Annotated in this window: 24 protein-coding genes; 17 read left to right on the forward strand and 7 right to left on the reverse strand. The window is 70.4% G+C overall.

The window, feature by feature from the left end:
* Positions 1-6: 6 nt before the first annotated feature.
* From AC07PR_RS16310 to AC07PR_RS16320, 3 genes are all read right to left on the reverse strand, one after another.
* Positions 7-1,410, reverse strand: coding sequence for a glycoside hydrolase family 30 protein (locus AC07PR_RS16310; RefSeq protein WP_495135900.1), 1,404 nt, complete (start codon positions 1,408-1,410; stop codon positions 7-9).
* Positions 1,411-1,611: 201 nt separating this feature from the next.
* The gene (galK, locus tag AC07PR_RS16315) at positions 1,612-2,850 is read right to left on the reverse strand and encodes a galactokinase (RefSeq protein ID WP_495135901.1); all 1,239 of its coding nucleotides are present in this window, start codon (positions 2,848-2,850) and stop codon (positions 1,612-1,614) included.
* Positions 2,847-4,019 (reverse strand): UDP-glucose--hexose-1-phosphate uridylyltransferase, encoded by a 1,173-nt coding sequence (locus tag AC07PR_RS16320; RefSeq protein WP_495135902.1) that lies wholly within the window; start codon positions 4,017-4,019, stop codon positions 2,847-2,849. The genes galK and AC07PR_RS16320 overlap by 4 nt, the downstream gene beginning before the upstream one ends.
* Before the next feature lie 140 nt (positions 4,020-4,159).
* Here AC07PR_RS16320 and AC07PR_RS16325 point away from each other — a divergent pair, with 140 nt between their 5' ends.
* Complete coding sequence (locus AC07PR_RS16325) at positions 4,160-5,170, forward strand: ArsR/SmtB family transcription factor (RefSeq protein ID WP_495135903.1); 1,011 nt, start codon at positions 4,160-4,162, stop codon at positions 5,168-5,170.
* Between the two features lie 91 nt (positions 5,171-5,261).
* On the opposite strand, the gene AC07PR_RS16330 is transcribed toward AC07PR_RS16325, so the two are convergent.
* Positions 5,262-7,532, reverse strand: a complete 2,271-nt coding sequence (locus AC07PR_RS16330; protein WP_377157494.1) for an aminotransferase class V-fold PLP-dependent enzyme — start codon at positions 7,530-7,532, stop codon at positions 5,262-5,264.
* 103 nt (positions 7,533-7,635) lie between these two features.
* On the opposite strand from AC07PR_RS16330, the gene AC07PR_RS16335 reads away from it, so the two are divergent.
* Complete coding sequence (locus AC07PR_RS16335) at positions 7,636-8,097, forward strand: Lrp/AsnC family transcriptional regulator (RefSeq protein ID WP_067283033.1); 462 nt, start codon at positions 7,636-7,638, stop codon at positions 8,095-8,097.
* Positions 8,098-8,109: 12 nt separating this feature from the next.
* Here AC07PR_RS16335 and AC07PR_RS16340 read toward each other — a convergent pair whose 3' ends face one another.
* Together AC07PR_RS16340 and AC07PR_RS16345 are read right to left on the reverse strand one after the other, a co-directional pair.
* The gene (locus AC07PR_RS16340) at positions 8,110-8,751 is read right to left on the reverse strand and encodes an NrsF family protein (RefSeq protein ID WP_483108926.1); all 642 of its coding nucleotides are present in this window, start codon (positions 8,749-8,751) and stop codon (positions 8,110-8,112) included.
* A complete protein-coding gene (locus AC07PR_RS16345; protein WP_377157498.1) occupies positions 8,748-9,293 on the reverse strand; it encodes a sigma-70 family RNA polymerase sigma factor in 546 nt (181 codons plus the stop codon). The genes AC07PR_RS16340 and AC07PR_RS16345 overlap by 4 nt, the downstream gene beginning before the upstream one ends.
* 179 nt (positions 9,294-9,472) lie before the next feature.
* Here AC07PR_RS16345 and AC07PR_RS16350 point away from each other — a divergent pair, with 179 nt between their 5' ends.
* Genes AC07PR_RS16350 through AC07PR_RS16365 form a run of 4 tightly spaced genes read left to right on the forward strand, consistent with a single transcriptional unit; the run spans position 9,473 to position 11,871 of the window.
* Entirely contained in the window at positions 9,473-9,751 is a 279-nt protein-coding gene (locus tag AC07PR_RS16350) for a BufA1 family periplasmic bufferin-type metallophore (RefSeq protein ID WP_377157499.1), read from the forward strand.
* Positions 9,752-9,764: 13 nt separating this feature from the next.
* The gene (gene bufB, locus AC07PR_RS16355; protein ID WP_495135904.1) at positions 9,765-10,613 is read left to right on the forward strand and encodes an MNIO family bufferin maturase; all 849 of its coding nucleotides are present in this window, start codon (positions 9,765-9,767) and stop codon (positions 10,611-10,613) included.
* A complete protein-coding gene (locus tag AC07PR_RS16360) occupies positions 10,610-11,371 on the forward strand; it encodes an HvfC/BufC family peptide modification chaperone (RefSeq protein ID WP_495135905.1) in 762 nt (253 codons plus the stop codon). Before bufB ends, AC07PR_RS16360 begins: the two co-directional genes overlap by 4 nt.
* Positions 11,368-11,871 carry a DoxX family protein gene (locus tag AC07PR_RS16365; RefSeq protein ID WP_495135906.1) on the forward strand — a complete coding sequence of 168 codons (504 nt, stop codon included), beginning with the start codon at positions 11,368-11,370 and terminating at the stop codon, positions 11,869-11,871. Before AC07PR_RS16360 ends, AC07PR_RS16365 begins: the two co-directional genes overlap by 4 nt.
* Before the next feature lie 13 nt (positions 11,872-11,884).
* Here AC07PR_RS16365 and AC07PR_RS16370 read toward each other — a convergent pair whose 3' ends face one another.
* Positions 11,885-12,394 (reverse strand): hypothetical protein, encoded by a 510-nt coding sequence (locus AC07PR_RS16370; protein ID WP_495135907.1) that lies wholly within the window; start codon positions 12,392-12,394, stop codon positions 11,885-11,887.
* Between the two features lie 639 nt (positions 12,395-13,033).
* On the opposite strand from AC07PR_RS16370, the gene gspG reads away from it, so the two are divergent.
* From gspG to AC07PR_RS16425, 11 genes are read left to right on the forward strand one after another with little or no spacing between them, the layout of a single operon-like run.
* Complete coding sequence (gene gspG, locus AC07PR_RS16375) at positions 13,034-13,498, forward strand: type II secretion system major pseudopilin GspG (RefSeq protein WP_495135908.1); 465 nt, start codon at positions 13,034-13,036, stop codon at positions 13,496-13,498.
* A gap of 51 nt (positions 13,499-13,549) precedes the next feature.
* Positions 13,550-14,725, forward strand: a complete 1,176-nt coding sequence (locus AC07PR_RS16380; RefSeq protein WP_495135909.1) for a type II secretion system F family protein — start codon at positions 13,550-13,552, stop codon at positions 14,723-14,725.
* Complete coding sequence (locus AC07PR_RS16385) at positions 14,722-16,425, forward strand: GspE/PulE family protein (RefSeq protein ID WP_495135910.1); 1,704 nt, start codon at positions 14,722-14,724, stop codon at positions 16,423-16,425. Before AC07PR_RS16380 ends, AC07PR_RS16385 begins: the two co-directional genes overlap by 4 nt.
* A complete protein-coding gene (locus AC07PR_RS16390) occupies positions 16,406-17,242 on the forward strand; it encodes a hypothetical protein (protein ID WP_495135911.1) in 837 nt (278 codons plus the stop codon). Before AC07PR_RS16385 ends, AC07PR_RS16390 begins: the two co-directional genes overlap by 20 nt.
* Positions 17,232-17,822, forward strand: coding sequence for a hypothetical protein (locus AC07PR_RS16395; RefSeq protein WP_495135912.1), 591 nt, complete (start codon positions 17,232-17,234; stop codon positions 17,820-17,822). The genes AC07PR_RS16390 and AC07PR_RS16395 overlap by 11 nt, the downstream gene beginning before the upstream one ends.
* Positions 17,819-18,601, forward strand: a complete 783-nt coding sequence (locus AC07PR_RS16400; RefSeq protein WP_495135913.1) for a GspMb/PilO family protein — start codon at positions 17,819-17,821, stop codon at positions 18,599-18,601. The genes AC07PR_RS16395 and AC07PR_RS16400 overlap by 4 nt, the downstream gene beginning before the upstream one ends.
* Entirely contained in the window at positions 18,598-19,200 is a 603-nt protein-coding gene (locus tag AC07PR_RS16405) for a hypothetical protein (protein WP_495135914.1), read from the forward strand. The genes AC07PR_RS16400 and AC07PR_RS16405 overlap by 4 nt, the downstream gene beginning before the upstream one ends.
* Before the next feature lie 35 nt (positions 19,201-19,235).
* On the forward strand, positions 19,236-21,716 hold the full coding sequence (locus AC07PR_RS16410; RefSeq protein ID WP_495135915.1) for a secretin GspD/PilQ domain-containing protein: 2,481 nt from the start codon (positions 19,236-19,238) through the stop codon (positions 21,714-21,716).
* Positions 21,717-21,764: 48 nt separating this feature from the next.
* Positions 21,765-22,286: a type II secretion system protein gene (locus AC07PR_RS16415; protein ID WP_495135916.1), complete on the forward strand. Its 522-nt coding sequence runs from the start codon at positions 21,765-21,767 to the stop codon at positions 22,284-22,286.
* Positions 22,280-22,669: a type II secretion system protein gene (locus AC07PR_RS16420; RefSeq protein WP_495135917.1), complete on the forward strand. Its 390-nt coding sequence runs from the start codon at positions 22,280-22,282 to the stop codon at positions 22,667-22,669. Before AC07PR_RS16415 ends, AC07PR_RS16420 begins: the two co-directional genes overlap by 7 nt.
* Complete coding sequence (locus AC07PR_RS16425) at positions 22,644-23,186, forward strand: type II secretion system protein (RefSeq protein WP_495135918.1); 543 nt, start codon at positions 22,644-22,646, stop codon at positions 23,184-23,186. Before AC07PR_RS16420 ends, AC07PR_RS16425 begins: the two co-directional genes overlap by 26 nt.
* The last annotated feature ends 151 nt before the right edge of the window (positions 23,187-23,337 follow it).

Here is a 23,337-nt window from a genome sequence, read left to right on the forward strand (position 1 = left end):
TCGACCTCAGCGCGGCAGCACGTAGGTCGCGATGCAGCGCGGCGGCAGCGCCGCGACGCCCGCCTGGCCGTCGATGCGCAGCGTGAAGCGATGCTCCCGCTCGCTGCGGTTCATCACGACGACGGCGATGCTGCCGTCCTCGTTGACCGCGGCGGTGCATTCGAGGTCCTGGCTGCTCGCCGAACACAGCACGCGGAATGCGCCCGGTTTGATGAAGCGGCTGAAGTGGCCGAGGTAGTCGTACGAGCTCTGCGGCATCAGCCGGTTCTGCTCGCGGTCCGCGAGCATCGGCGCGCTGCACAGGTTGCCGACGTGGTTCGGTCCGCCCGTCTCGTCGAGCAGCAGGTTCCAGTCGATCCAGCCCACCGTCCAGCGGTTCAGGTCGTTAAGGATGCTGCGCCCGTAGCGCTCGCCGGTGTTCCACGAGCCGATGTGCGGTCCGCCTTCCTGGCAGCCTTCGGTGAACAGCAGCTGCTTGTCGGGATAGGCGTCATGCAGCAGGCCGACGTGGTCGAAGTGGTCCTCGACGTACCAGTGGAAACCGCAGCCCCACACGTACTTCGCGGCCTCGGGATCCGAGTACACGACGTCCGCGCGTTGCACCATCTGGTCGCGGTTGTGGTCCCAGATGACGACCTTGATGCGCTGCAGCCCCGCCGCGTGCAGCGCCGGGCCGAGATGGTCGCGGACGAAGTCGCGTTCCTCCTCCGCGGTGTAGACGCACGAGTCCCAGCGCTGCACCGCGTCGGGCTCGTTCTGCACGGACACGCCCCAGACGGGCACCCCTTCGGCCTCATAGGCCTGGATGAACTTCACGTAGCACTGCGCCCAGGCCTTCGCGTACTGCGGCAGCAGCTTGCCGCCGTTGTTCATCTGCCCGTTGGTCTTCATCCACGCCGGAGGACTCCACGGCGACACCAGCAGCTTCATCGGGCCCGGCGCGACCTTCATCGCGGCCTGGATCATCGGCAGCAGCGCGCGGCGGTCGCGGTCGATGTTGAAGTGCGTCAGCGCCTCGTCGCCCGGCACGTCCGCATGCGCGTAGTTGCCCAGCGAGAAGTCGCAGCTGTTCATGTGCACGCGGTTGAAGGTGTAGCCGTGCCCCGCGTTCGCGTCGAAGTAGGCGCGCAGCAGCGCGTTCGCCTCGGCGGGCGGAAGCTTCTGCCACGTCGTCGCGGCAGCTTCGGTGAACGCGCCGCCGAAGCCCTCGATGCGCTGGAAGCGACGTGCGCTGTTCACCACCAGTTTGGGCATGCCCGCGATCGCGGCATCGGCCATCAGTTGCGCCACCGGCTGAAGCGCCAGCTCGGGCTGCGCCGCCAGGCGCGTCGAGCTCGCCAGGTCCGCGCCTTTTGCGGACAGCGTCCATCGCAGGGACGCACGCGCACCCGCTGAAGTTGTCTCCGTCATCGAACTACCTTTGTTGTCGTGTTCTGAACGGCGCTTGAAAGCGCTTTCATAACCCGAGCATAGAGGCAGTCGGCGTGACGGTCAATTCAGGGATGGCCCGGAGGCCTCACGCGGTGGCAGGCCCTCACCTTCTCCCGCAAGCCCTGACGGCGCGAGTGGTGTCGGTCGTATCGGTCGCGACGCTGGTCGCGTCCGCGGCGCTCATGCCAGCACGCCCGCGCCGTCGGACGCGGCGCAGACGTGGAACTCCGCGGCGCGGCCATCCGGCGAGCGGTAGCCGCGTTCGACCGCAACGCGGATCTCGTCGACCATCGCGCGCGGTGCGAGTGCGATGACACAGCCGCCGAAGCCGCCGCCGGTCATGCGCGCACCGCCGTGCTCGCCGATGACGTCCTGCATCAGCGCGGCGAGCGCATCGATCGGCGGGACGGTGATCTCGAAGTCGTCGCGCATGGACTCGTGGGACTCGCGCATCAGGTGGCCGATCGCGGCGAGGTCGCCGCGCGACAGCGCGTCGGCCAGGCCGGCGCAGCGCTGGCTGTCGGAAATGATGTGGCGCGCGCGGCGACGCACCACGGGGTCGAGCTGCCCGCCCAGCCGGGACCACAACGCGTCGTCGACGTCGCGCAGCGCCTTCACGCCGAGCCCCTTCGCCGCGGCCTCGCATTGCTGGCGGCGCAGGTTGTATTCGCTGTCGACGAGGCCGCGCTGGATCTTCGAATCGACGACCAGCACCGCGATGTCCTCGGGCATCGGGATCGGACGGACCTCCAGGCTGCGGCAGTCCATCAGCAACGCCTGGCCCTTCACACCGAGCGACGAGGACAGCTGGTCCAGCACGCCGCAGCGGCAGCCGGCGTAGACGTTCTCGGCGCGTTGGCCGGCGAGCGCCATCGTCGTCGGCGGCAGCGTCCAGCCGTTGAGCGCGGAGAACGCGTGACCGATCGCCATCTCCAGCGACGCCGACGAGCTCAGCCCCGCGCCCTGCGGCACGTTGCCCGCGATCGACAGCGTCGCGCCGCCGACGGCATGGCCCTGCTCGCGCAGCACGGCGACCATGCCTTGCACGTAGCGCAGCCATTGGGGACTGGCGGAGACGTCCGCCGCGTCGCCGATGCGGAAGCGACCGCGCGCCCCCTGGGCATCCCGACCCGCAACGCCCACGCTCGCCTCGCCGGTGATGCCACTCGACCCGCCAGGCTCGGCCGGCAGGTCGCAGGCGATGACTTCGACGATGTCGTCATCGCGCCGCGCCGCCGCCACGACCGTGTCGCGGTCGATCGCGCAGGGCATCGCGAAACCCTCGTTGTAATCGGTGTGCTCGCCGATCAGGTTGACGCGCGCCGGGGCGCGGGTCAGGCGCTCGGGCGACCGGCCGAATGCGCGTTCGAAGCCTTGCACCGCGCGCTCGCGCGGTGTCGCTGGACGGTCCTGGCTCATGCGCCCTCCGACTGCGCGGCGCGGCGCGCCTGCCGGTAATGCACGGTGTCGCTGACCCCGCGCAGCCGCTGCGCGGCGGCCTCCGGCGTGAGGTCGCGCTGCGCCTCGCCGAGCATCTCGAAGCCGACCATGAACTTGCGCACCGTCGCCGAGCGCAGCAGCGGCGGATAGAAATGCGCGTGCAGTTGCCAGTGGCGGTTGGCGTCGTCGTCCGGCTGTCCGGCGCCGTGCGGCGCGCCGTGCCAGCCCATCGAATACGGGAACGAACACTGGAACAGGTTGTCGTAGCGCGTCGTCAGGCGGCGCAAGGCGACGGCGAGATCGTCCGCCTGCGCCGTCGTCATCGCGTCGAGCCGCAAGGTGTGGGCCTTGGGCAGCAGCAGCGTCTCGAACGGCCACGCGGCCCAGTACGGCACGACGGCGACCCAGTGCCCGGTCTCGACGACCAAGCGCTCGCCCGCGGCCAGCTCATCGCGGACGTAGCGGACCAGCAGCGGTTCGCCGTGCCGGTCGAGGTACTCGCGCTGATGCGCGTCTGCGAGCACGGCCTCGTCGGGCCACTGATCCAGGCCCCAGGCCTGTCCATGCGGATGCGGGTTGGAGCAGCCCATCGCCGCGCCCTTGTTCTCGAAGACCTGCACCCAGCGATGGCGCGCGCCCATGTCCGCGGACTGATCCATCCAGGCCCGCACGACGGCGCGCAGTTCAGGCAACTCGAGTTCCGGCAGCGTGCGGGCGTGATCGGGGGAGAAGCACAGCACGCGGCACTCGCCGGCGACCGGTGTCGACTGCAGCAGGTCGGCACCCGCCTCGTCCGGGACAGCAAGGGCCGCCTCGTCCCCCTGCGGCGGCTGCAGCGCCGCGAAGTCGTTCGTGAAGACGAAGGTCCCCGTGTAGTCCGGATTGCGCTGACCGTTCGCCCGGACGTTGCCGGCGCACAGGTAGCAGGTCGGGTCGTGGCTCGGCAGGGGCGCGTCGTCGATCGACTCCTGTGCGCCCTGCCAAGGACGCAACGTGCGGTGTGGCGAGACCAGCACGTGACGGCCGTTCAGCGGATTGCGCCGACGGTGGACGCGGCCAGGCCGGTCGGCCCGCAACGCAACGCCCTCGGGGGACTCAGCGGGGGTGGCGATGTCGGCGACTCGCCCGTCGTGGTGTACCGGGTTCATGCCGGCGATTATCACGAATTTATTTGTTATTAATGGCAGAACTTCACCCGGGTCCCCAGAGCAACAGGGCCCATCTCATAAACTCGCCAATTCATTGGGTCCAAAGCGATGGGCCGCAACAAGACAACAGGGAACGCGCGATGGTGGAGGTCTCGGGCAGCCGGGTCTTGACGGTGGAGGGAGACGCGGCGCTGGCCGTCGCCAAGGCCCTCGCCTCGGACACGCGGCAGGCGATGCTGGGCCTGCTCACGCACCAGGTGCTGAACGTGTCGGAGCTGGCGTCGGCGATGAACCTCCCGCATTCGACGGTGAGCTTCAACATCAACCAGCTGCAGGCCGTGGGCCTCGTCTCGGTGGAGGTGGAACCCGGCACGCGCGGTCGGCAGAAGCTCTGCTCCAAGCGCTACGACGAGGTGCGTCTGCGCCTGCCCGGCGCGGCGATCGAGTCGCAGCCCAACGTCATCTCGATCAGCATGCCGATCGGCAGCTACCGTCAGGTCGAGGCCAAGCCCACCTGCGGCCTGGTCAGCGAGAGCAAGATCATCGGCATGCTGGACGACTCGCGCTCGTTCTTCGAGCCCGAGCATGTCTACGCGCAGCTGCTGTGGTTCGGCGGCTCGGGCTACGTGGACTACGCCTTCCCCAACAACCTGCCCTACGGCGCGGTGCCCAATCACCTCGAACTGTCGATGGAGATCTGCTCCGAGGCGCCGCAGTTCAACGAGGACTGGCCCTCCGACATCACGCTCTGGATCAACGACAAGGAGATCGGCACCTGGACCAGCCCCGGCGACTACGGCGGCAAGCCCTCGCTGCTGATGCCGGGCTGGTGGCAGGTCGACCGCACGACGCACGGGCTGCTCAAGCAGTGGAGCGTGGGGGAGCAGGGCTCGATGATCGACGGCGTCGCGCTGGGCGCGGTGAAGATCGGCGACCTGGACCTGCCGCAGACGAATCACATCAAGGTGCGACTGGGCGTCAAGGACGACGCCCGCAACCGCGGCGGTCTCAACCTGTTCGGCCGCAAGTTCGGCAACTACCCGCAGGACATCGTCATGCGGATCGCGTTCGACTTCCCGCGCGGGCACGGCCCCGATGCGGTCGCCGCGGACGCCTCGGTGTCGTCTCGACCGCCGCGCGAGATGCGCTGAGCGGCCCAGGGTTCACGGCGCCACTGACGCGCTCGCGGCGTCTGACGCGGCCCGTCAGCAACAAGCACACTTGTTATCGACGACACCGCGCTCAGATCGCGATGGCGTCAAGCGTCGTGGCTGTCCGGGTGGTCGGCCACAGCGCCAGGCCACCGGCCAGGCTCCACGCCTGCCCGTGGCCGAGTCGGCGCAACGCCCGCGCCGCCTGCGCGCTGCGGTTACCGCTGCGGCAGAAGAAGATCACCGGCGTCTGCTCCGGCAGCGCACGCCAGCGCGGCAGTGCGTTGATCAGCGCCGACAGCGGCACCGCCTCGGGCGCCAGTTCGTCGGTGGGGCTCATGCGCGCCTCGTAGGCCTCGCGCACGTCGACCAGCACCGGCTTCGGTCCGACGCCGTCGCCCAGCATCGACTGCAGGCTCCCGACGTCGAGTTCGACGCGCTCCGTCGCCCGCGCGCAATCCACGCGCGCGCCGCAGGCCATCGTCTGGTACTCGGTGGGCGCGAGGTCGCGCTCCAGCACGCCCTTGCCGATCGCGAAAGCCTCAGCGCTCAGGCGCCCCTTCAGCACGCCGTCGAGCAGCGGCTGCGCGCCGCATTCCACGGCAAGCGTCGTCGCAAAGCGGTCGTCGTAGTCGTGTCCGGGCAGCAGCAGGCCGTTCAGGCCGACATTGCGCTCCAGCGTCTTCAACGACGGGCCGAAGGCGGCCGGCGCGCTCTGCTCGAAATCGCTACGGCCCAGCGCGCCCGCCATCACCATGTCGCCGACGAAGGCCGAGATCAGCTCGCCGCCCGCGTGCAGCAGGTAGGCGGTGGAATCCTCCGTATGGCCGGGGATCGCGAGACGCGACAGCCGATGCGCGCCAAGCGCGATCACCTCGTTGCCCTTCGGCCAGCCCAGGGCGTCGACGCGATCGGCCAGCGCTTCCTCGGCGAGCAGGCTCGTCATCGCGTCGCGCAGCGCCTGCGCGGACGAGGCATGGTCGCCATGGCTGTGCGTGTCCAGCACCGCGGCCAAGGTCAGCCCGCGACATCGCATCCACTGCGCCAGCGTGCCGGTGAGTTCGGGCAGCGGGTCGACGACCACGCAGCGGCGGCTCGACACATCGGCGACGACGTAGCAGCAGGCGCCATCGACGGCGAAGCGTGTGAGCAGCTCCGGTGCCTGCGGGGTCTCGTTCGGTGCCGGCGTCTGGCAGGTCGCGCGCAGCGACTCGCCACAGGCGCGCAGGCGTCTGCAGGCTTCATCGATGGTCGACTCGGCATCGGCCGCGCCGAAGGACAGGCGCACCGCGGCGCCGGCTCGCCACGCCGGCAGGCCCATCGCCTGCAGCACGTAGCTCGGCGCCGCCTTCGCCGCGCCGCAAGCAGAGCCCCCGCTGACGCGCAGGCCGGCGGCGTCGAACAGGTCGAGCAGCAGCTTCGCACTCAGCCCGGGGACCGAGACGTTGAGCGTCGTCGGCAGGCTGATGTCGAACGGCGCGTTGAACACGACGCCGGGGAAGGCCTCGCGCAGCGCGTCGGCCAGGCGTTGGCGACGGTCCAGCAACTGGCCGAGCGACGCAAACACGCCGCCGCCTTCGAGCGCCTCCAGCACCGCACCCAGCGCGGCGATGCCGGCCATGTTCTCGGTGCCGGAGCGCTGCGCGCCCTCCTGCCCGCCGCCGGCCATCAACGGCGTGAACGGGGCGCCCTCGCGGACGTAGAGCATGCCGACGCCCTTGGGCGCGTAGAGCTTGTGGCCGGAGAACGGCGCGTAGTCGATCGCGCGTTCGCCGAGTTGCAGCGGCAGCTTGCCGAGCGCCTGCACGCCGTCCACCAGCCAGAGCGCGCCGGAGCCGCGCAGCGCATCGGCAATGCCGTCGAGGTCGCTGATGACGCCGGTCTCGTTGTTGGCGGCCATCGTGCAGACCAGGCCGGCCGAGGAAGCGTTCGCGCGCAGCCAGGCAAGGTCATGGCGGCCGTCGATGCCGACAGGGATCGCGACGACGTCCAGGTCCAGGCCCAGCAGCGTGTTCCAGTGCCGGAGCGCCTCGGGCACGGCCTTGTGCTCGGTGGCGCCGTAGAGCAGTTGCGGCGGGATGGCCTGGCCGGCCTCGCGCCGTTGTCGCAGCGCGGTCAGCGCGGACAGCACGGCGGTCTGGATGCCCTCGGTCGCACCGCTGGTGAAGACCAGCCGGCCGCCCGGTGCGCCCAGCACGCGCCGCGCGGTGGCGCGGACCGCGTCAAGCCGCGCCCGGGCCTTGAGACCACTGCCGTGGATGCTGCTCGGGTTCCCGAACGCGTCCGCCATCACGGAGAGCGCGGCGTCGCGGGCCTGCGGCAGGACGGGGGTGGTGGCGTTGGCGTCGAGGTAGATTTCCATGGTGGTCGATTGTCAGAATTCACGCTTGGAATCAACGTGCAAAATCCATCTTTCCTTGGCCGATTTCGGCAATTGAATTCCAAGGTTGGCCAACATGACGAAACTGGATTCCATCGACCGAAAGATTCTCGATGTCCTGCAGCGGGACGCGTCCGTGCAGGTGAGTGAGCTGGCGGCGGAGGTCGGGCTGTCGACGACGCCGTGCTGGCGCCGGGTGCAGCGGCTGAAGGAGTCGGGGGTGATCACCCGCAACGTGATGCTGGTGGACCCGAAGAAGGTGAACGTCGGGGTGACGGTGTTCGTGTCGGTGCGGACGAACGTGCACTCGCAGGCCTGGTTCGACCAGTTCCGCGCGGCGATCGAGGCGATCCCGGAGGTCGTCGAGTTCTACCGGATGAGCGGCGACGTGGACTACCTGCTGCGCGTGGTGGTGCCGGACATCGCGGCCTACGACCAGGTCTATCGCCGGCTGATCGCGGGGACGCAGCTGTCGGACGTCAGCTCCAGCTTCGCGATGGAGGAGCTGAAGTTCACGACGGCGTTGCCGTTGTCGTATATCGCGTGACGGCTGGTCCGCTCACCATCTCAGCCAATGTCGCCCAGCGAGCGCTCCCAGCGCCGCCGACATGCCCATCCCGAGCACGTACCAGATCGCGACGAATGGGGCGCCCATCTCGGGGCAGTGCAGCGAGTAGACGCACGCGCCCACCGCGCCCGCAAGCCAGCCTGCCGCCGCCCCGGTCAGCACCGGCCGCGTCGGCGCCAGACCGCGAAGCGCCCACAACAGGCCGACGCCGATCGGCAGCGCCGTCGCCGTCACGTTGAACACGCAGACCCGCCACGTCGTGCCCAGCACCAGCGGCACGCGCGCGGCGGGTTCAGCCATCCACAGCACCACCGCCGCCCAGATCCACAGCAGCGACACCGGCAGCCACACGCCCAGCCACCAGCCGTTCATCCGTGCCCCGGGGTGGCCGAGACGGAACACCACGACCAGGCCGGTCGCGGCCACCGCCAGCGGCATCGCCACCTTCTGCCAGAACACCGCCGTGCCCATCACTTCGGCCAGGTCGGCGCGGATGCCGAAGGCGCCCTGCACCCACGCCAGCGCCAGCGCCACACCCACCAGCAGCGCGACGGCGAAGCGCCGTTCGCCGGTGCGCGTCGGCACCGGGCCGGCGTCCTGCGCCAGCAATCCGATCAGGTCGTCGGTCTTCATGTCATGTCCTTCCACAGTCGCGCCAGCGTCTTCAATCCCCGGTGCACGCCGACCTTCACCGCCGACTCGCTCAGCCCGGTGAGCTGGGCGGTCTCCTGGACCGACAGTCCCTCGACCTTGGTGTGCAGGATCGGCAGGCGCTGGTTGGTCGGCAATCGATCCAGCAGCCGGCTCAGGTCGCGGCGCGAATCGCCGGCCTCGTGGTCGGCGGCCGCGAACACCGCGAGGTCGTCGTCGAGCGGCTCGTTCAGCGCGTCGTGCCGCTCGCGACGACGCCAGAGGTCGACCAGCTTGTAACGCGCGACCGCATGCACCCATGCCGTCAGCGGCTCGCCGCGGCGGTAGGTCTGACGTTGCGCGTGCACGGCCATCAGCGTCTCCTGCACCAGATCCTCGACCTCGTCCGGCAGCTGCTGCAGCCGCCGCCGGAAGTAGCCGCGCAGCAGCGCCCCCAGGCGCTGGAGGAAGCGGTGGTAAGCCCCCGCATCCCCGTCCAGCCCGGCCAGGAAGAGGTCGTGCAACTCATGTTCTGTCGCGATCACGGGATCTATTCGCGTCATGGGGCCGGAAGGTTACAGGGGCTCGAAAAAAGAAACCTGGAATTTTCCGGGCGGCGCTGTAACCCCCGGCGCAAATGGCACGAACTAACCCTCGGATGCGACGGACCAATCGGCGCGTTCATCACGCAAACACACCATCCACCCGCACAAGGAGTGCCCCCATGAAGTCGACCACCCTGAGCCTCGCCCTGGTCACCCTGACCGCCCTGTCCGCCTCCGCCATGGCACAGGACGCCAAGCCTGCCGCCGCGGAGAAGGAACGCTGCTACGGCGTCGCCATGGCCGGCAAGAACGACTGCGCCGCCGGCCCCGGCACCACCTGCGCCGGCACGGCCAAGATGGACTACCAGGCCAACGCGTGGAAGTACGTCCCCGCCGGCACCTGCACGACGATCAAGACCCCCAAGGGCATGGGCTCGCTCTCCGCGATCAAGTCCTGAGCGGCAGACCCTCATGACACACGCGCTGGGCGCCGGCCTGGGCTTCAAACCGGAGTTCGCTGAAGACGCGCTGGCGGCGCGTGATCCGGGACTCTGGTTCGAGGTCCACCCCGAGAACTACCTCGTCGCGGGCGGCCCGCGTCTGGCGCTGCTCGAGGCCCTGCGGGCGACACATCCGCTGTCGCTGCACGGGGTGTCGATGTCCCTGGGCGGCACGGCGCCGCCAGAGCCCGAGCATCTGAGGCGCCTCGCCGCGTTGGCGGACCGGCTGCAGCCGGCGCTGGTGTCGGAGCATCTGGCGTGGAGCCGCTTCGGCGGCGCGTATGCACCGGACCTGCTGCCGGTGCCGCGCACGACGGAGGCCTTGCGTCATGTCGCCGCGAACCTCTCCCGCATGCAGGACGCGCTGCAGCGCCGTGTCGCCATCGAGAACCCCACGCATTACCTGTCCCTCTCCCACGAATGGGGCGAGGTCGATTTCCTGCATGAACTCGTCCGCCGCAGCGGCTGCGGGTTGCTGGTCGACGTGAACAACGTGTTCGTGTCCGCGAGCAACCTCGGCATCGGCGCCTCGGCGTGGATCGATGCGGTCGACGGCGATGCAGTGATGGAAATCCACGTTGCCGGCCATTGTCCCGACGCCGGCGCCTCGACCGGACTGCTGATCGACAGCCACGACGCGGCGGTTGCAGCGCCGGTCTGGGCGTTGCTGGAGCGACTCACCGCGCGCATCGGTCCCAGACCGACATTGGTGGAGCGCGACGGCAATCTGCCGCCGTTCGACGAAGTGATCGTCGAGCGACGCCAGGCCCAATCCGTCATCGACGCCGCCGCGCGCGTCCGACGGGAGGTGCTCGCATGACGCTCGTCGAATTCCAGGCAGGCTTCTGGCGGGACCTCTGGACCGAGCCGGATCCCCGCCTCGCCTCAGGCGCCGCGACGATGCGGCCGGGCTTGGCCGTCTATCGCAACACCGTGCTGAAGGCCTGTGCGGATGCGCTGATCTCCCTGTATCCCGCCGTGCATCGACTGACCGGCGAAGCATGGATGCAGGCGGTCTCGCTCGATGCGGTGCGCGCGCACCCGCCGTCCAGCGGCGAGCTTCAGCACTACGGCGCGTTTTTTCCGGCGTTCCTCGACACGGCGCTCGCTGGCGGCGAACTGCCCTGGCTCGCCGAGGCCGCACGGCTCGATCGGCTCTGGAGTGAGAGCCATGTCGCCGCCGACGCCCCGGTGCTCGGCGTGGCGACGATCGCCGGGATCGATCCCGAACAGCTCGCCGCCTCACGACTGATTCCGCATCCCGCGGCGCGGTGGCGCTGGTGCGCCGACTGGCCTGCGTTCAGCCTCTGGGATGCCGCACGCTCGCACGCCGCCGATCCGAACCCGCCCCACTGGCGCGGACAGGGGGCGCTCCTCACACGGCCGTCGGGTGCCGTGCTCGCGCTCGAGATCGACGCCGCCGAGTGCGCGCTGCTCGATGCCTGTGCCGCGGGCGAACCGCTGTCCACCGCCCTGGACGCGGCCCAGGCCCGATTCCCTGCCTTCGATCCCGGCGCCGCGCTGGGTCGACTGCTCAATCAAGGCGCGTTCGCCGCGCTCACGGAGATTCCCGCATGAACACCATGACCTCGACTTCCCGCTCCGGATCCGGCTCGCCGTGGTCCCCGGCCTCGCTGCGGCAGCGCCTGGAGGCGCTGGTCTCCGACGACCTCATCGCGCTGGCCAGCCGCTTCAGCATCGCCGGCGTGTTCTGGCTTTCCGGCCGCACCAAGGTCGAAGGCTGGTTCACGCTGACCGACTCGACCTTCCTGCTGTTCCGCCAGGACTACGCGCTGCCGCTGATCCCGCCGGAGATGGCAGCCCACATGGCCACCACCGCGGAGCATGTGCTGCCCGTCCTGCTGGTGCTGGGCCTGTTTACGCGCTTCGCCGCGCTCGGCGTGCTGGGCATGACGGCGGTGATCCAGTTCTTCGTCTATCCGTCGGGCTGGCCGACCCACCTGAGCTGGGCGGCGCCGATGCTGTACCTCGTGGGCCGGGGACCGGGGCGATGGTCGCTGGACCATCTGCTGGGCTGGGGGCGGTCGAGCGAGCGCAGCGGTGGCATGTCGCGATGATCGTGAAGGACGTCTAGGTTTGCAGCCCGCCTTGGGGGCGCGCTTCGGGCGACTCATCACGCGCCAGCGATCTGCCGATCTCCAGCAGCGTGACGGCAACCAGCGATGGATCGGCGGTAAGCAGGACCCCCAGCGGGACGAGGCGGGCGTCCTCGTTCCGCACTTCGTCTCCAGGGTCGGCGAACAACTCGCAGTAGTCGTCTTCCCAGCGCACGGCATGCGTGAGGCGTTCGCCGCGAAGGGCGGCGAGGTTCGTCATGGCTTCGGACCGCTCAGGCACTGGATAGGGCCAGGCCTCGCGCAGCCAGCGCCATGCGCCTGCCGAGGAAGGGTCGAAGGCCACGCTCATGTCCGGAACGTCGCACGTCCAATGCCGCTCGTCGGGGAAGATCTGCAGCGCCGGCAGGTCCTGCGTCGCGTAGTAGTCGTTCGCCCCCAGCAGCAGCAGGTTCGCCCAAGAGGCGTCGGCGCGACGAAACCGGAAGGTGCCGAGATCGTCGACCGCCAACTGGTCCGGCAGCACCTCGGCAGTCGCGCACGCCGATGCACGGTCACGTCCAACGCTCCCGCACCGGGAATGAACACGTCGCGATGGGTGATGCGCAAGGCACCCTTGTGCGTGTCGATGGCGTCGAATTCCGACGGCATCGGCTGTTCCGTCAACCTCGGGTTGAGCAGCGTCGGTTCGTACACATGACCATCCGCGCCGATCCCACCCAGCGCCGGCTGCGCGACGCAAACGACGGCCAAGAGAACTCCCCGCAGCGCCCAGCCGGCGCTTCGTAGCTTGGTCATTTCTTCCCTCTCCCTCGCGCGGACGCCTGTGACCGTCCGCGGTTGTGTTTTCTTTGCGGCCCCTGAAAGGCGTCATCTCGACGCGGCGGATCCTGCCTTCCGCGCCGGGGACGGATTAAACAACAAATTCACATTAACTTAACGCCACACAAACACCAGGCAAACATCCATCGGATGCGGCAAACGCCCGCGCAGAGCCCCCTCGGCGGAGCCCGCCTTCACGGGTCCGCCGCCGCCGTGCGGTATAAACGCGGACCTAAAAAAGGGACCGGCGCCGCACGGCGTCCTGGACCTCGCCGCCGTCTGCGGAAGTCCACGGTCCGGCGCGCAGCGAGGTCTCGCGCCCGGATGTCTTCGAGGGAGTGTCATGTTGGTAGTCAAGCCCCCCGCCGTCGACGCGGGTTCCGCAGCGGTCCGTCCGCGCGCGCGCAGCCGTGGTTTCACGCTGCTGGAACTGCTGGTGGTCGTGGCGATCATCGGGCTGCTCGCCGCCTATGTCGGTCCCAAGTACTACGCCCAGATCGGCAAGTCCGAGCAGAGCCTGGCCAAGTCGCAGGTCGAGTCCTTCGCCCGCGCGCTGGGCGCGTTCCGCATCGACGTCGGCCGTTTCCCGACCACCGAGGAAGGCCTGGCCGCGCTGCGCACCGCCCCGTCCGGCGTCGGCGCGAAGTGGACCGGCCCCTACCTGGACAAGGACATCCCGCTCGATCCCTGGGGCCGCCCCTACGCCTACCGCTGGCCGTCGACGCGCGGCGGCGACTTCGACCTCGACTCGCTGGGCAAGGACGGCGCGCCCGGCGGCGAGGGCGAGAACGCGGACGTCCGCAACTGATGAACCCGCATCCGCCACTGCCGCGCGGATGAGCTGCCAAGGACTCCCGTCGTGCGCTTCCAGGTCCGTGCCTTGGACCCCACCCAGCAACTGGTCGACGTCGTCATCGACGCCCTCGACGAGGCCGGCCTGCGCCTGCAGCTGCAGCAGCGCGGGCTGACGCTCGTGCGCTTCCGCGCCGGGGATGGCCCGGGCGGTCGCGCACGCTTCCCGCTGCTGCTGTTCGCGCAGGAGCTGCATGCGCTGCTGGTCGCCGGACTCAGCGTGATGGAGTCGCTGGACGTCCTGGTGCGCAAGGAGGAATCGGCCGCCGCGCGCCAGGTGTTGACGCGCCTGTCGCAGGGCCTGCGCGAAGGCTTGCGCCTGTCGCAGGTGATGGCGCGGGAACCACGCGAGTTCCCGCCGCTGTTCGTCGGCATCCTGCAGGCCGCCGAAGGCAGCAGCGACCTGCCCGTGGCCCTGGCGCGCTACATCGACTACGAAACCCGCCTGGGCACGATGCGCCAGAAGATCGTGTCCGCCGCGATCTATCCGGTCATCCTGATGGGCGTCGGCGGCGCGGTCAGCGTCTTCCTGCTGGGCTACGTGGTGCCGAAGTTCTCGCTCGTCTACAAGAGCGGCGGCCGCACCCTGCCCTGGGCCTCGCAGCTGTTGATGGACTGGGGCGCCTTCGCCTCCGCGCACCTCGCGCCACTGGCCCTCGGTCTGGCTGCCGTGGTCGCCGCCATCGCCTGGTGGGTGCGCCGGCAGTTGAGCCAGGGCGCCTGGTGGCGCCTGCTGTCAGTGCTGCCCGGCACCCGCGGCCGCCTGGAGCTGCTGGAACTCTCCCGCCTGTACCTGAGCCTGGGCACCCTGCTCGCCGGCGGACTGCCGATCGGCACAGCGCTGTCGTTGGCCGCGTCGGTGCTGGCGGCCGACCGGCGCCCCGCCGTCGCCGAGGTGGCGCGCCGCGTGGCGCAGGGCGAGCCGCTCTCCCACTCCTTCGCCGCCGCGGGCCTGAGTACCACCGTCGCGGAAGGCCTGCTCAAGGTCGGCGAGCGCTCCGGCCAGCTCGGCCTGATGCTGATCCGCTCCGCCGAGTTCTACGAAGGCGAGACCACACGCTGGATCGAACGCTTCACCAAGGCCTTCGAGCCCCTTCTGATGGCAGCGATCGGCCTGGTCATCGGCCTGATCGTGCTGCTGCTGTACATGCCCATCTTCGAGCTCGCCGGGAGTCTGCAATGAGCGGCACCGCCCCACCGACCAAGACGGACACGACCGCCTCCGAACTGTCCCCGTCGGCCCTGGCCCGGGCTCGCGCGGCGCGCCACCCGATTGCGGCGCTCGCCGCCGAGCTCGTCATCGACGAGCGGGACGCCGCGCAGCGCCTGGCCGCGGCGTTCGGACTGCCGCACTGGGAGACGGCACCGATGCTGGAATGCCGGCCGCGCTTCGATCTGCTGGCACTGGCGCGCGGCCAGCAGATCGGCGCCGCGATCATGGAGGGGCGGGACGGCCTCGTCGCGGTCCTCGTCAACCCCTTCGACCTGGACCAGCAGCTGCATCTGGAGCATCTGGCAGCGGCGCCGCTGCGCCTGGTGCTTGCCACGGTCTCCGACCTGCACGCGTGGTTCAGCCAACAGGAAGCGCAGTCGCGCGCAGTCGACGGGCTGACGGGCGCCGGCGCGACACCGGCGTCCGCGGACGGCGCGGACGGCGCGGACGTGCTGGAGGTCCTGTCCTTCGCCGCGTTGTCGGAAGCCGGCAGCCAGACGGTGCGCGTCGTCAACTCCACGCTGTACGACGCGCTGCGCGTCGGCGCCAGCGACGTCCACTTCGAAAGCACGCCCGAGGGCCTGGCGGTCAAGTACCGCGTCGACGGCGCGCTCGACGCGATTACCACCGTACCCGGCGTGATGGCGGCCGAGCAGGTGATGTCGCGGCTCAAGGTGATGGCGGAGCTCGACATCGCCGAACGGCGCGTGCCGCAGGACGGCAGCTTTCGCGTCTCCGCGCAGGGCCGCGAGATCGACCTGCGCGTGTCCATCATGCCCAGCGTGCACGGGGAGGACGCGGTGATCCGGATCCTGGACAAGCAGGCGCTGCTCGCCGCACGAGGCGCGCTGACGCTGGACGCGTTGGGCTTCGACGCCGGCTCGCTGCGCTCGCTGCGCGAGCTCATGCGCGCGCCCTACGGCATGCTGCTGGTGACCGGGCCGACGGGGTCGGGCAAGACGACGACGCTGTACGGCGCGCTCTCCGAGACGCACACCGGCCGCGACAAGATCGTGACCATCGAGGATCCGGTCGAGTACCAGTTGCCCGGCGTGCTGCAGATCCCGGTAAACGAGCGCAAGGGGCTCAGTTTCGCGCGCGGCCTGCGCTCGATCCTGCGCCACGATCCGGACACGATCATGATCGGCGAGATCCGCGACAGCGAAACCGCCGAGATCGCCGTGCAGTCCGCGCTGACCGGTCACCTGGTCCTGACCACGGTCCACGCCAACAACGTCTATGACGTCTTCGGCCGCTTCCTGCACATGGGGCTGGACCCATTCGCGCTGGTGTCGGCGCTCAACGGGGTCTGGGCGCAGCGCCTGATGCGACTGAACTGTCCCCATTGCAGCGTGCCGACGACGCCGACCGCCGAGGAACTGCGCCTGGCCGGGCTCCCTCCCGGGGAGGCCGGCGCGCACGTGTTCATGCAGGGCCGCGGCTGCGGCGACTGCCGTGGCACGGGCTACAAAGGACGCCGCGCGATCGCCGAGATCCTGCGGCTGGATGACGAACTGCGCGAGCTGATTGTCGAGCGCCAGCCCATCCGCCGCATCAAGGAAGCGGCCCGGCTCAAGGGCACGCGCAGCCTCGCCGAGGCAGCGCAGGACCTCGCCCGCCAGGGCCTGACGACGCTCGAGGAGGTGACCCGTGTGTCAGTGGCGGCCTGAACCCGCGGGCCTGGGCCTGGGCGTCGACCGCCTCGTCCTGCGATACGGCGCGCGCACGACGTCGGTGCCGCTGGTGCTGGCGCCCGACGCGGGCGACGAGCGTCGCGCCGCGGCCCTGGCCGAGGCCCTGCGCATCCTGCGCGAGCAGGCGCCCTGGGGACGCGCGAAACCGGCGCTGGTCGTCGACAACCGGTGGCTGCGCTGGTGGACCCAGGCTGTGCCGGACGGCGCGCGCTCGCTGTCGGAACTTCGCGCGGTGACTGAGTCGCGCTGTGCCCAGCTGTTTGGCGGCACGCCGGGTCGCTGGCGCATCGCCGGCGACTGGCAGGCGGCGGGAGACTTCCTCTGCGTCGCCACGCCGGGCTGGATCGTCGACGCCGCCCGCAGCGCCGGCGCGGGCGACGTCGACACGTTGCTCGGCCGCCAGCTGCGACACGCCAGCGTCGTCGCGCGCGCACCGCTGGCCTGCCTGGTCTGCGCCGACGACGCCGTGGTGCTGAGCCTGCGCGCGGGCCGGGTGCGGGCCGCCCGTCCGCTGCAACTGGCGGCGGACGTCCACGAGCGCGAGCGGCAGATCGTCGAGGAACTGCATCGCGCGGCCTTGCGAGACGGCGTCATGCTCACAGACGCGGCGCTGCCCTGGTTCGACACCGCGGCCTCGGGTCCGCAGCGGATCGCCGCGGCGGACCTGATCCTGGAACGCCGGCCCTACGACGGCCTTGCGGGTCTTGCCGCCGATCCGGCGCTGGATCCGGCCGCCTTCGCCGCCCTCCTGGCGCGCGGCACGCCGCCAACGGGAGCGCGCGATGCGCACTAGCGTGTGGTCGCCGACGGACAACCTGCGGACCTGGTGGCTCGGTCATGCGCCGGGTCATCGGACCCGGGGCGCCGCCTTGCTCGTGCTGGCGCTGGCCGCGGCGGGCGCCTGCGCGGCGCTGGTGGACCTGGATCAGCGCGCCGGCGCGGAGCGTCAGCAACGCCGCCAGGCGCTGGAGCGCCGCCATACGGCGCTCGCCCAGCGTCCCGTGGGCAAGCCGCGCATCGTGGCGCCGCTGAGCGCTGACCAGATCACCGCGCACAACGAAGCGGCACGCCAACTCAATCTGCCCTGGCCGATGCTGCTGGACACTTTCGAGCGGCAGTCCAGTCCCGATCTGGCGCTGACCCTGCTGGAGCCCGACGGCCGCAAGCAGCTGGTCCAGGTCCAGGCCGAGGCACTGCGCATCCCGACGCTGCTGGGGTATGCCGAGGCGCTGAGCCGCGGGCCGGGCGTCGAGCAGATGCTGCTCCAGCAGCACGAGACCAACGAACAGGACGCGAATCTGCCGGCGCGCCTGAGCTTCCGGCTTCGACTGTCGTCCGCGGCCTGGACCGGCTCATCGGAGCACACGCCATGACCCGCAGCTTCTGGTCGCGCGCTCGAGGTTCGGCACCGGCCGCGACGCCCTCCGCCCGGTCCGACGAAACGGCCGCCCGGCCCGGTCGCCCCTGGTGGCACGGCCTGCGCTTGCGCGCAGAGGTTGCGCAGTGGCGCTTCGGCGCCGGCTGGGGCGCGATGGCACTCATGATCGCCGTGCTGGTCACCTGGGCCGTGGTCGTGGCGGGACGGGCCCGGTCCGAGGAAGACCAGCTGCAGCGCCTGGCCGCGGACGTCGTGCGCCTGGAGGTCGCCGCCGCGGCGGCCAATGCCGCTTCGGACACCGGCCTCGCGACTGCCCCGTCCGCATCGGGCGCCGATCTCGATCCCGGCGCGCGCGCCGCCGCGTTGCGGCAAGTGCTCGGCGATCCGCGCGAAACGACGGCGGTCCTGATCCGCCTCTATCAACTGGCCGAGGCGCGCCAGCTGGCGGTCCGTCAGGCCGAGTTCAGCCAGCCCCGCCCGCGCGGCGGCATCGGCCGGCTGCAGGTGGTGATGCCGATCAAGGGCGGATATCCGCAATTGCGCAGCTTCATCGACGACGCGCTGCGCGCGTTTCCGAACCTGTCTCTGGACCGGGTGACCTTTAAGCGCAACCAGGTCGGGCAGGAGCAGTTGGAGAGCGCGCTGCATCTGTCGCTGTGGCTGCGAGAGGGCGAGGACGCCGCACCGGGCAGCGACACGATCCACGACGCGGACGACCACCCCGAGAAAGCGCCGACCGCGGCGTCCGCCGCCGCTCCGGGAGCCTCGCGATGAGGCCGCGCCGTTCGATCCCGGTCCGCCTGCTGGCGCTGTTCGGCGTCCTCGGGGTGACCGCCTATCTGGCTTTCGTGACGGATCCGTCGGGCCCCGGTCCGGTCTCGCGTCCGACTGAACGCCACGCACGTACGACCGCGGCACCGTCGACGCCGGCGCCCGCCGTGAGCGCTTCCGATCGCGCGCCGCCCGTCCGCGCGCTGCCGGGCATGGACGCATTGCCTGTCGCGCTGCTGCCGCGGCAGCAGTTAATGGGCGACAGCGCCCGGTCGCCGGGTACCGCCGCCGTGCCCGCGCCGTTCTCGCCTGCGTCCGATCCGTTCGGGCGCCGCGACTGGACGCCGCAGCCCCCGCCCCCGCCGCCCCTCGTGGCGCAGGCGCCGACCGCGCCTCCGCTGCCGTTCACCTATGCCGGCAAGCGGCAGGACGGCCCGCAGTGGGAGGTCTATCTGATGCGCGGCGACACCGTGCACATCGTTCGCGAAGGCAGCAGCTTCGACGGCGCCTACGGCGTCGTGTCGATCAAGCCGCCCGTGTTGACCCTGAAATACCAGCCGCTGGGCATTGAGCAGACGCTGCCGATTGGAGAAGCAGAGTGACAGGCAGAGTGAAGGGCGGAGGATGCCTCCGCGAGATGCGCCGCAGGCCCTTGGAGTCGACGCCGCCATCGGCGCCGCTGTCGGCAACGGGCGTGCGCCGCTTGATGGCCCTGGCGGCGCTCGGCGCGGCCTGGCTGCTGGCAGGCTGTGCTGCGCAGATGGCCCATCGCGACGGCATGGCGCTGATCGGCACCGGACAGACCGAGCAGGGGTTGGCCCGACTGGAGGAGGCCGCGCGGCTCGATCCGGCCGCCGCCGACTACCGCGTCGACTACGTGCGGCTGCGTGAGCAGTACGCCCAGGCCCTGATCGCGCAGGGCGACGGCGCGCTCGCGCAGCAGCGTTACGACGAGGCCGCCGCGGCCTACCGCCGCGCGCTGACGGCCCGCGTGGCCATCGACCGCGCCGAGGCCGGCCTGCGGCGGGTTGACCGCATGCGCCGCCACGACGCCTGGCTCGCCGAAGCGCAGACCGCCTTCGATCGCAAGGACTGGCCCGGCGCACAGACGCGGTTGGCCGCGATCCGGATGGAGGAGCCGACCCACGCCGGCGCGCAGGCGCTGCAGAAGCGCCTGGACGAGCGCCAGGAGCCGCCGCGCCTGGAGCCCAGCCTTGCCGAGGCCTATCGCCGGCCGATCAACATCGAGTTCCGCGAGGTGCCGCTGCGTACCATCTTCGAGGTGCTGTCGCGCACCTCGCGCCTGAACTTCCTGTTCGACAAGGAGGTCAAAACCGATCAGCGGACCTCGATCTACCTGCGCAACAGCACCGTCGAAGCGGCGCTGAACTGGATCCTGCTGACCAACCAGCTGGAGCTGCGCGCGCTCGACGCCAACACGGTGCTCGTCTACCCCGCCACCGCCGCCAAGCAGAGCGAGTACCAGCCGCTGGTGGTGAAGAGCTTCTACCTCGTGAACGCCGACGCCAAAAACGTCGCCAACACGCTCAAGACGCTGCTCAAGCTGAAGAACGTGGTGGTGGACGAACGGCTCAACCTGGTCATCGTGCGCGACGCGCCCGAGGCGGTGCGGCTCGCGGAAAAGCTGGTGACGGTGCACGACGCCACGGAGTCCGAGGTCATGCTCGAGGTCGAGGTGCTGGAGGTCAAGCGCGGCAAGCTGACCGACCTCGGTGTGCAATGGCCGGACCAGGCCTCGCTGAGCCTGCTGCCCAAGGGCAACGGCTCGACGCTGACCCTGGCCGACTTCCGCGGCGTGACGCGCGACGACATCGGCGTCTCCGTGGGCGCGACCGTCGTCAAGGTCAAGAACCAGGACTCTGACACCAATATCCTGGCCAATCCGCGCATCCGCGCGCGCAACCGCGAGAAGGCCCGCATCCTCATCGGCGAGCGCGTGCCCAACATCACCACCACGTCCACCTCGACCGGCTTCGTCGCGGAATCCGTCAACTACGTGGACGTCGGCATCAAGCTCGAGGTGGAGCCCACCGTCTACATGGACGGCGAAGTCGCGATCAAGGTGGCTCTCGAAGTGAGCAACATCACCAGCCAGCAGCAGACCAAGTCGGGCTCGCTGGCGTACCAGCTCGGCACGCGCTCGGCGCAGACGGTGCTGCGGCTCAAGGATGGGGAGAACCAGGTCCTGGCCGGCCTGATCAACAATGAGGACCGCCGCTCCGCCAACAAGGTGCCCCTGATCGGGGAGATCCCAATCCTCGGGCTGCTGTTCGGCAATCAGGCCCAGGATGCGAGCAAGACCGAGATTGTCCTGTCGATCACGCCGCGCATCATCCGCAACGTGACGCGTCCGGACCTGCAGACCCAGGAGTTCGGCTCCGGCACCGAGACCACTTTGCGCCCCTGGCCGGCCGAGATCGCAGCGGTCGCGCAGTCCGCGACGCCGACGGCGCCCGCTGCGCCTCCGGTGCCGGGGCTGTCGGCGCAACCTCTCGTCGGCGGCGCGCCCCAGATTGCACCGACGCCGTCGCTCGGTGCGACGCCGACCGTCGCCCCGGTCCTGGCGCCCGGCGCGGCCGCCCTGCCGCCACCGTCCACGCTGCCGACCACGTCGGCGGCAGGGACCGTGGCCGGTGCCACCGCGATGCGTTGGGAAGGCCCGACGCGGGTCGCGCCCGGCGAGACGGTGACGCTCCAGCTCGGCCTGCAAAGCGAGCAGGCGCTGAACAGCCTGCCCGTCGTCATCGGCTACGACGCGGCAGTGCTTCAGTTCGTCTCCGCCAGCGAAGGCGGTTTCATGAAGGAAGGCGGCGCGGCCGGGCGCTTCACGTCACGCGTCGTCACGCCGGGCCAGGTGGCGATCACCGCTGCGCGTTCCGGCACGGGCGGCAGCAACGGCCCCGGCGTGCTGACCACGCTGACCTTCCGCGCGCTGGCGCCCGCCCGTCCGGCGGTCCAGTCCGGCGCCCAGGCCCCGGCGGCCGACGCGCCGGTGACGACCTCGCTGCGCGTGCTCAGCGCGGCGGGACAGCGCGCGGACGGCCAGTCCGCGCCCGTGCCGCTGCCGGCCCCGCTGCAACTGACGGTCGCGCGCTGAACCTCGGCACGAGCTGCACCTGACCATCGTCGCCAGCGTCCTTCCGCCATGACTTCGCCCCTCCGCCCCGTCATCGCCCGAGCCGCACCTGCGGCACGCACGAAGAGGCGCGGCTTCACGTTGATCGAACTGATGGTGACCTTGGCTCTGCTGTCCCTGCTGGCGGCGCTGGCGGTCCCGCTGGTCCAGACGCAGGTACAGCGGCAGAAGGAGCTCGAGCTGCGGCGCGCGCTCTGGGAGATCCGCGACGCGGTGGACGCCTACAAGCGCGCGGCGGAACAGGGCCGCGTCGCCGTCAAGGCCGGACAGACGGGTTATCCGCCCTCGCTGACCGTGCTGGTCGAGGGCGTGGAGGACAGGACCGATCCGAAGCGCCGTCGCCTCTTCTTCCTGCGGCGTGTGCCGCGCGATCCGTTCGCCGACGATCCTTCGCTGAGCGACGAGGACACCTGGATGAAGCGCAGCTACCAATCCGGCCCCGAAGCCCCCGAGCCGGGCGACGACGTCTACGACGTGTCGTCCGGCTCCGCGCTGACGGGCCTCAACGGCATTCCGCTGGCACGATGGTGACGAGACCGATGCGCCGCGCGCGCGGCTTCACGCTCATCGAGCTGCTGGTGGTCCTGGCGATCGTCGCGCTGCTGTCGGCGATCGCCGTGCCGCGCTACTACGCCCAACTCGATGCCGCCAAGGAGACAGTGCTGCGCGAGAACCTGCGCACGATCCGGCAGACGCTGGACCGCTTCTACGGCGACCGGGGACGCTACCCGGAACGGCTGGAGGAACTCGTCGAGACGCGCTACCTGCCGACCCTGCCGCTGGATCCGATGACCGAGTCCAGCACCACCTGGATCGTGGAGCCGGCACCGCAGGGCTACCAGGGCGCGGTGTTCAACGTGCGCAGCGGATCCCCGCTGCGGGCGCGCAATGGCTCGGCCTTCTCCGAGTGGTGAGCGGCGCGGCGCCCGCGCCCGCCCTCCGGCGGCGCGCGGTTTCGCCTACGTGCTGCTGCTGATCACGCTCGCGGTCGTGGGCGTGGGGGCGCTGTGGTCGGTACGGCTCGGCAGCGCGTGGGAACAGCACCGCGCCGAGGACGAGCTCCTGCGCGTCGGCCACGAATACCGGCGCGCCCTCGAGGCCTATCGCGCCGCCGGACGCGGCGAGGGCCCGAAGGACCTGAAGGAACTGCTGCTGGACCCGCGGGTGCCGCACAAGCGGCGCTTCCTGCGCCAGCGCTACGCCGACCCGGTCACCGGCGCCGACGACTGGATGCTGGTGCGCGACGCCGACGGCCGCATCCTGGGCCTGCACAGCCGCTCGACCCGCGAGCCGGTGGCCCGCCTGCAGATCTCGACCCCGCAAGGCCTAACCCCGGCCCTGTCCTACCGCGAGTGGGTCTTCGGCCCGCCGCCGGACTGGTTCGCGCAGCACCGGGCGGCCGACCCGCCGCGACCGGGTCAGGGCTGGTGAGACAAAGGGACCGGGAGGGACCGGGCCCCTTGAAACGTCGCAAGCCGTCCATATAATCTCCCTGCTAGCACTCGCGATGGTCGAGTGCTAACAAGCCCCGAGGCCCTGGCTGAGGGGCTTACTTCTTGTGATGGACTGGCTTGTGCGCTGA

The sequence above is a fragment of the Roseateles sp. GW821-FHT09H11 genome (genome assembly GCF_059415845.1).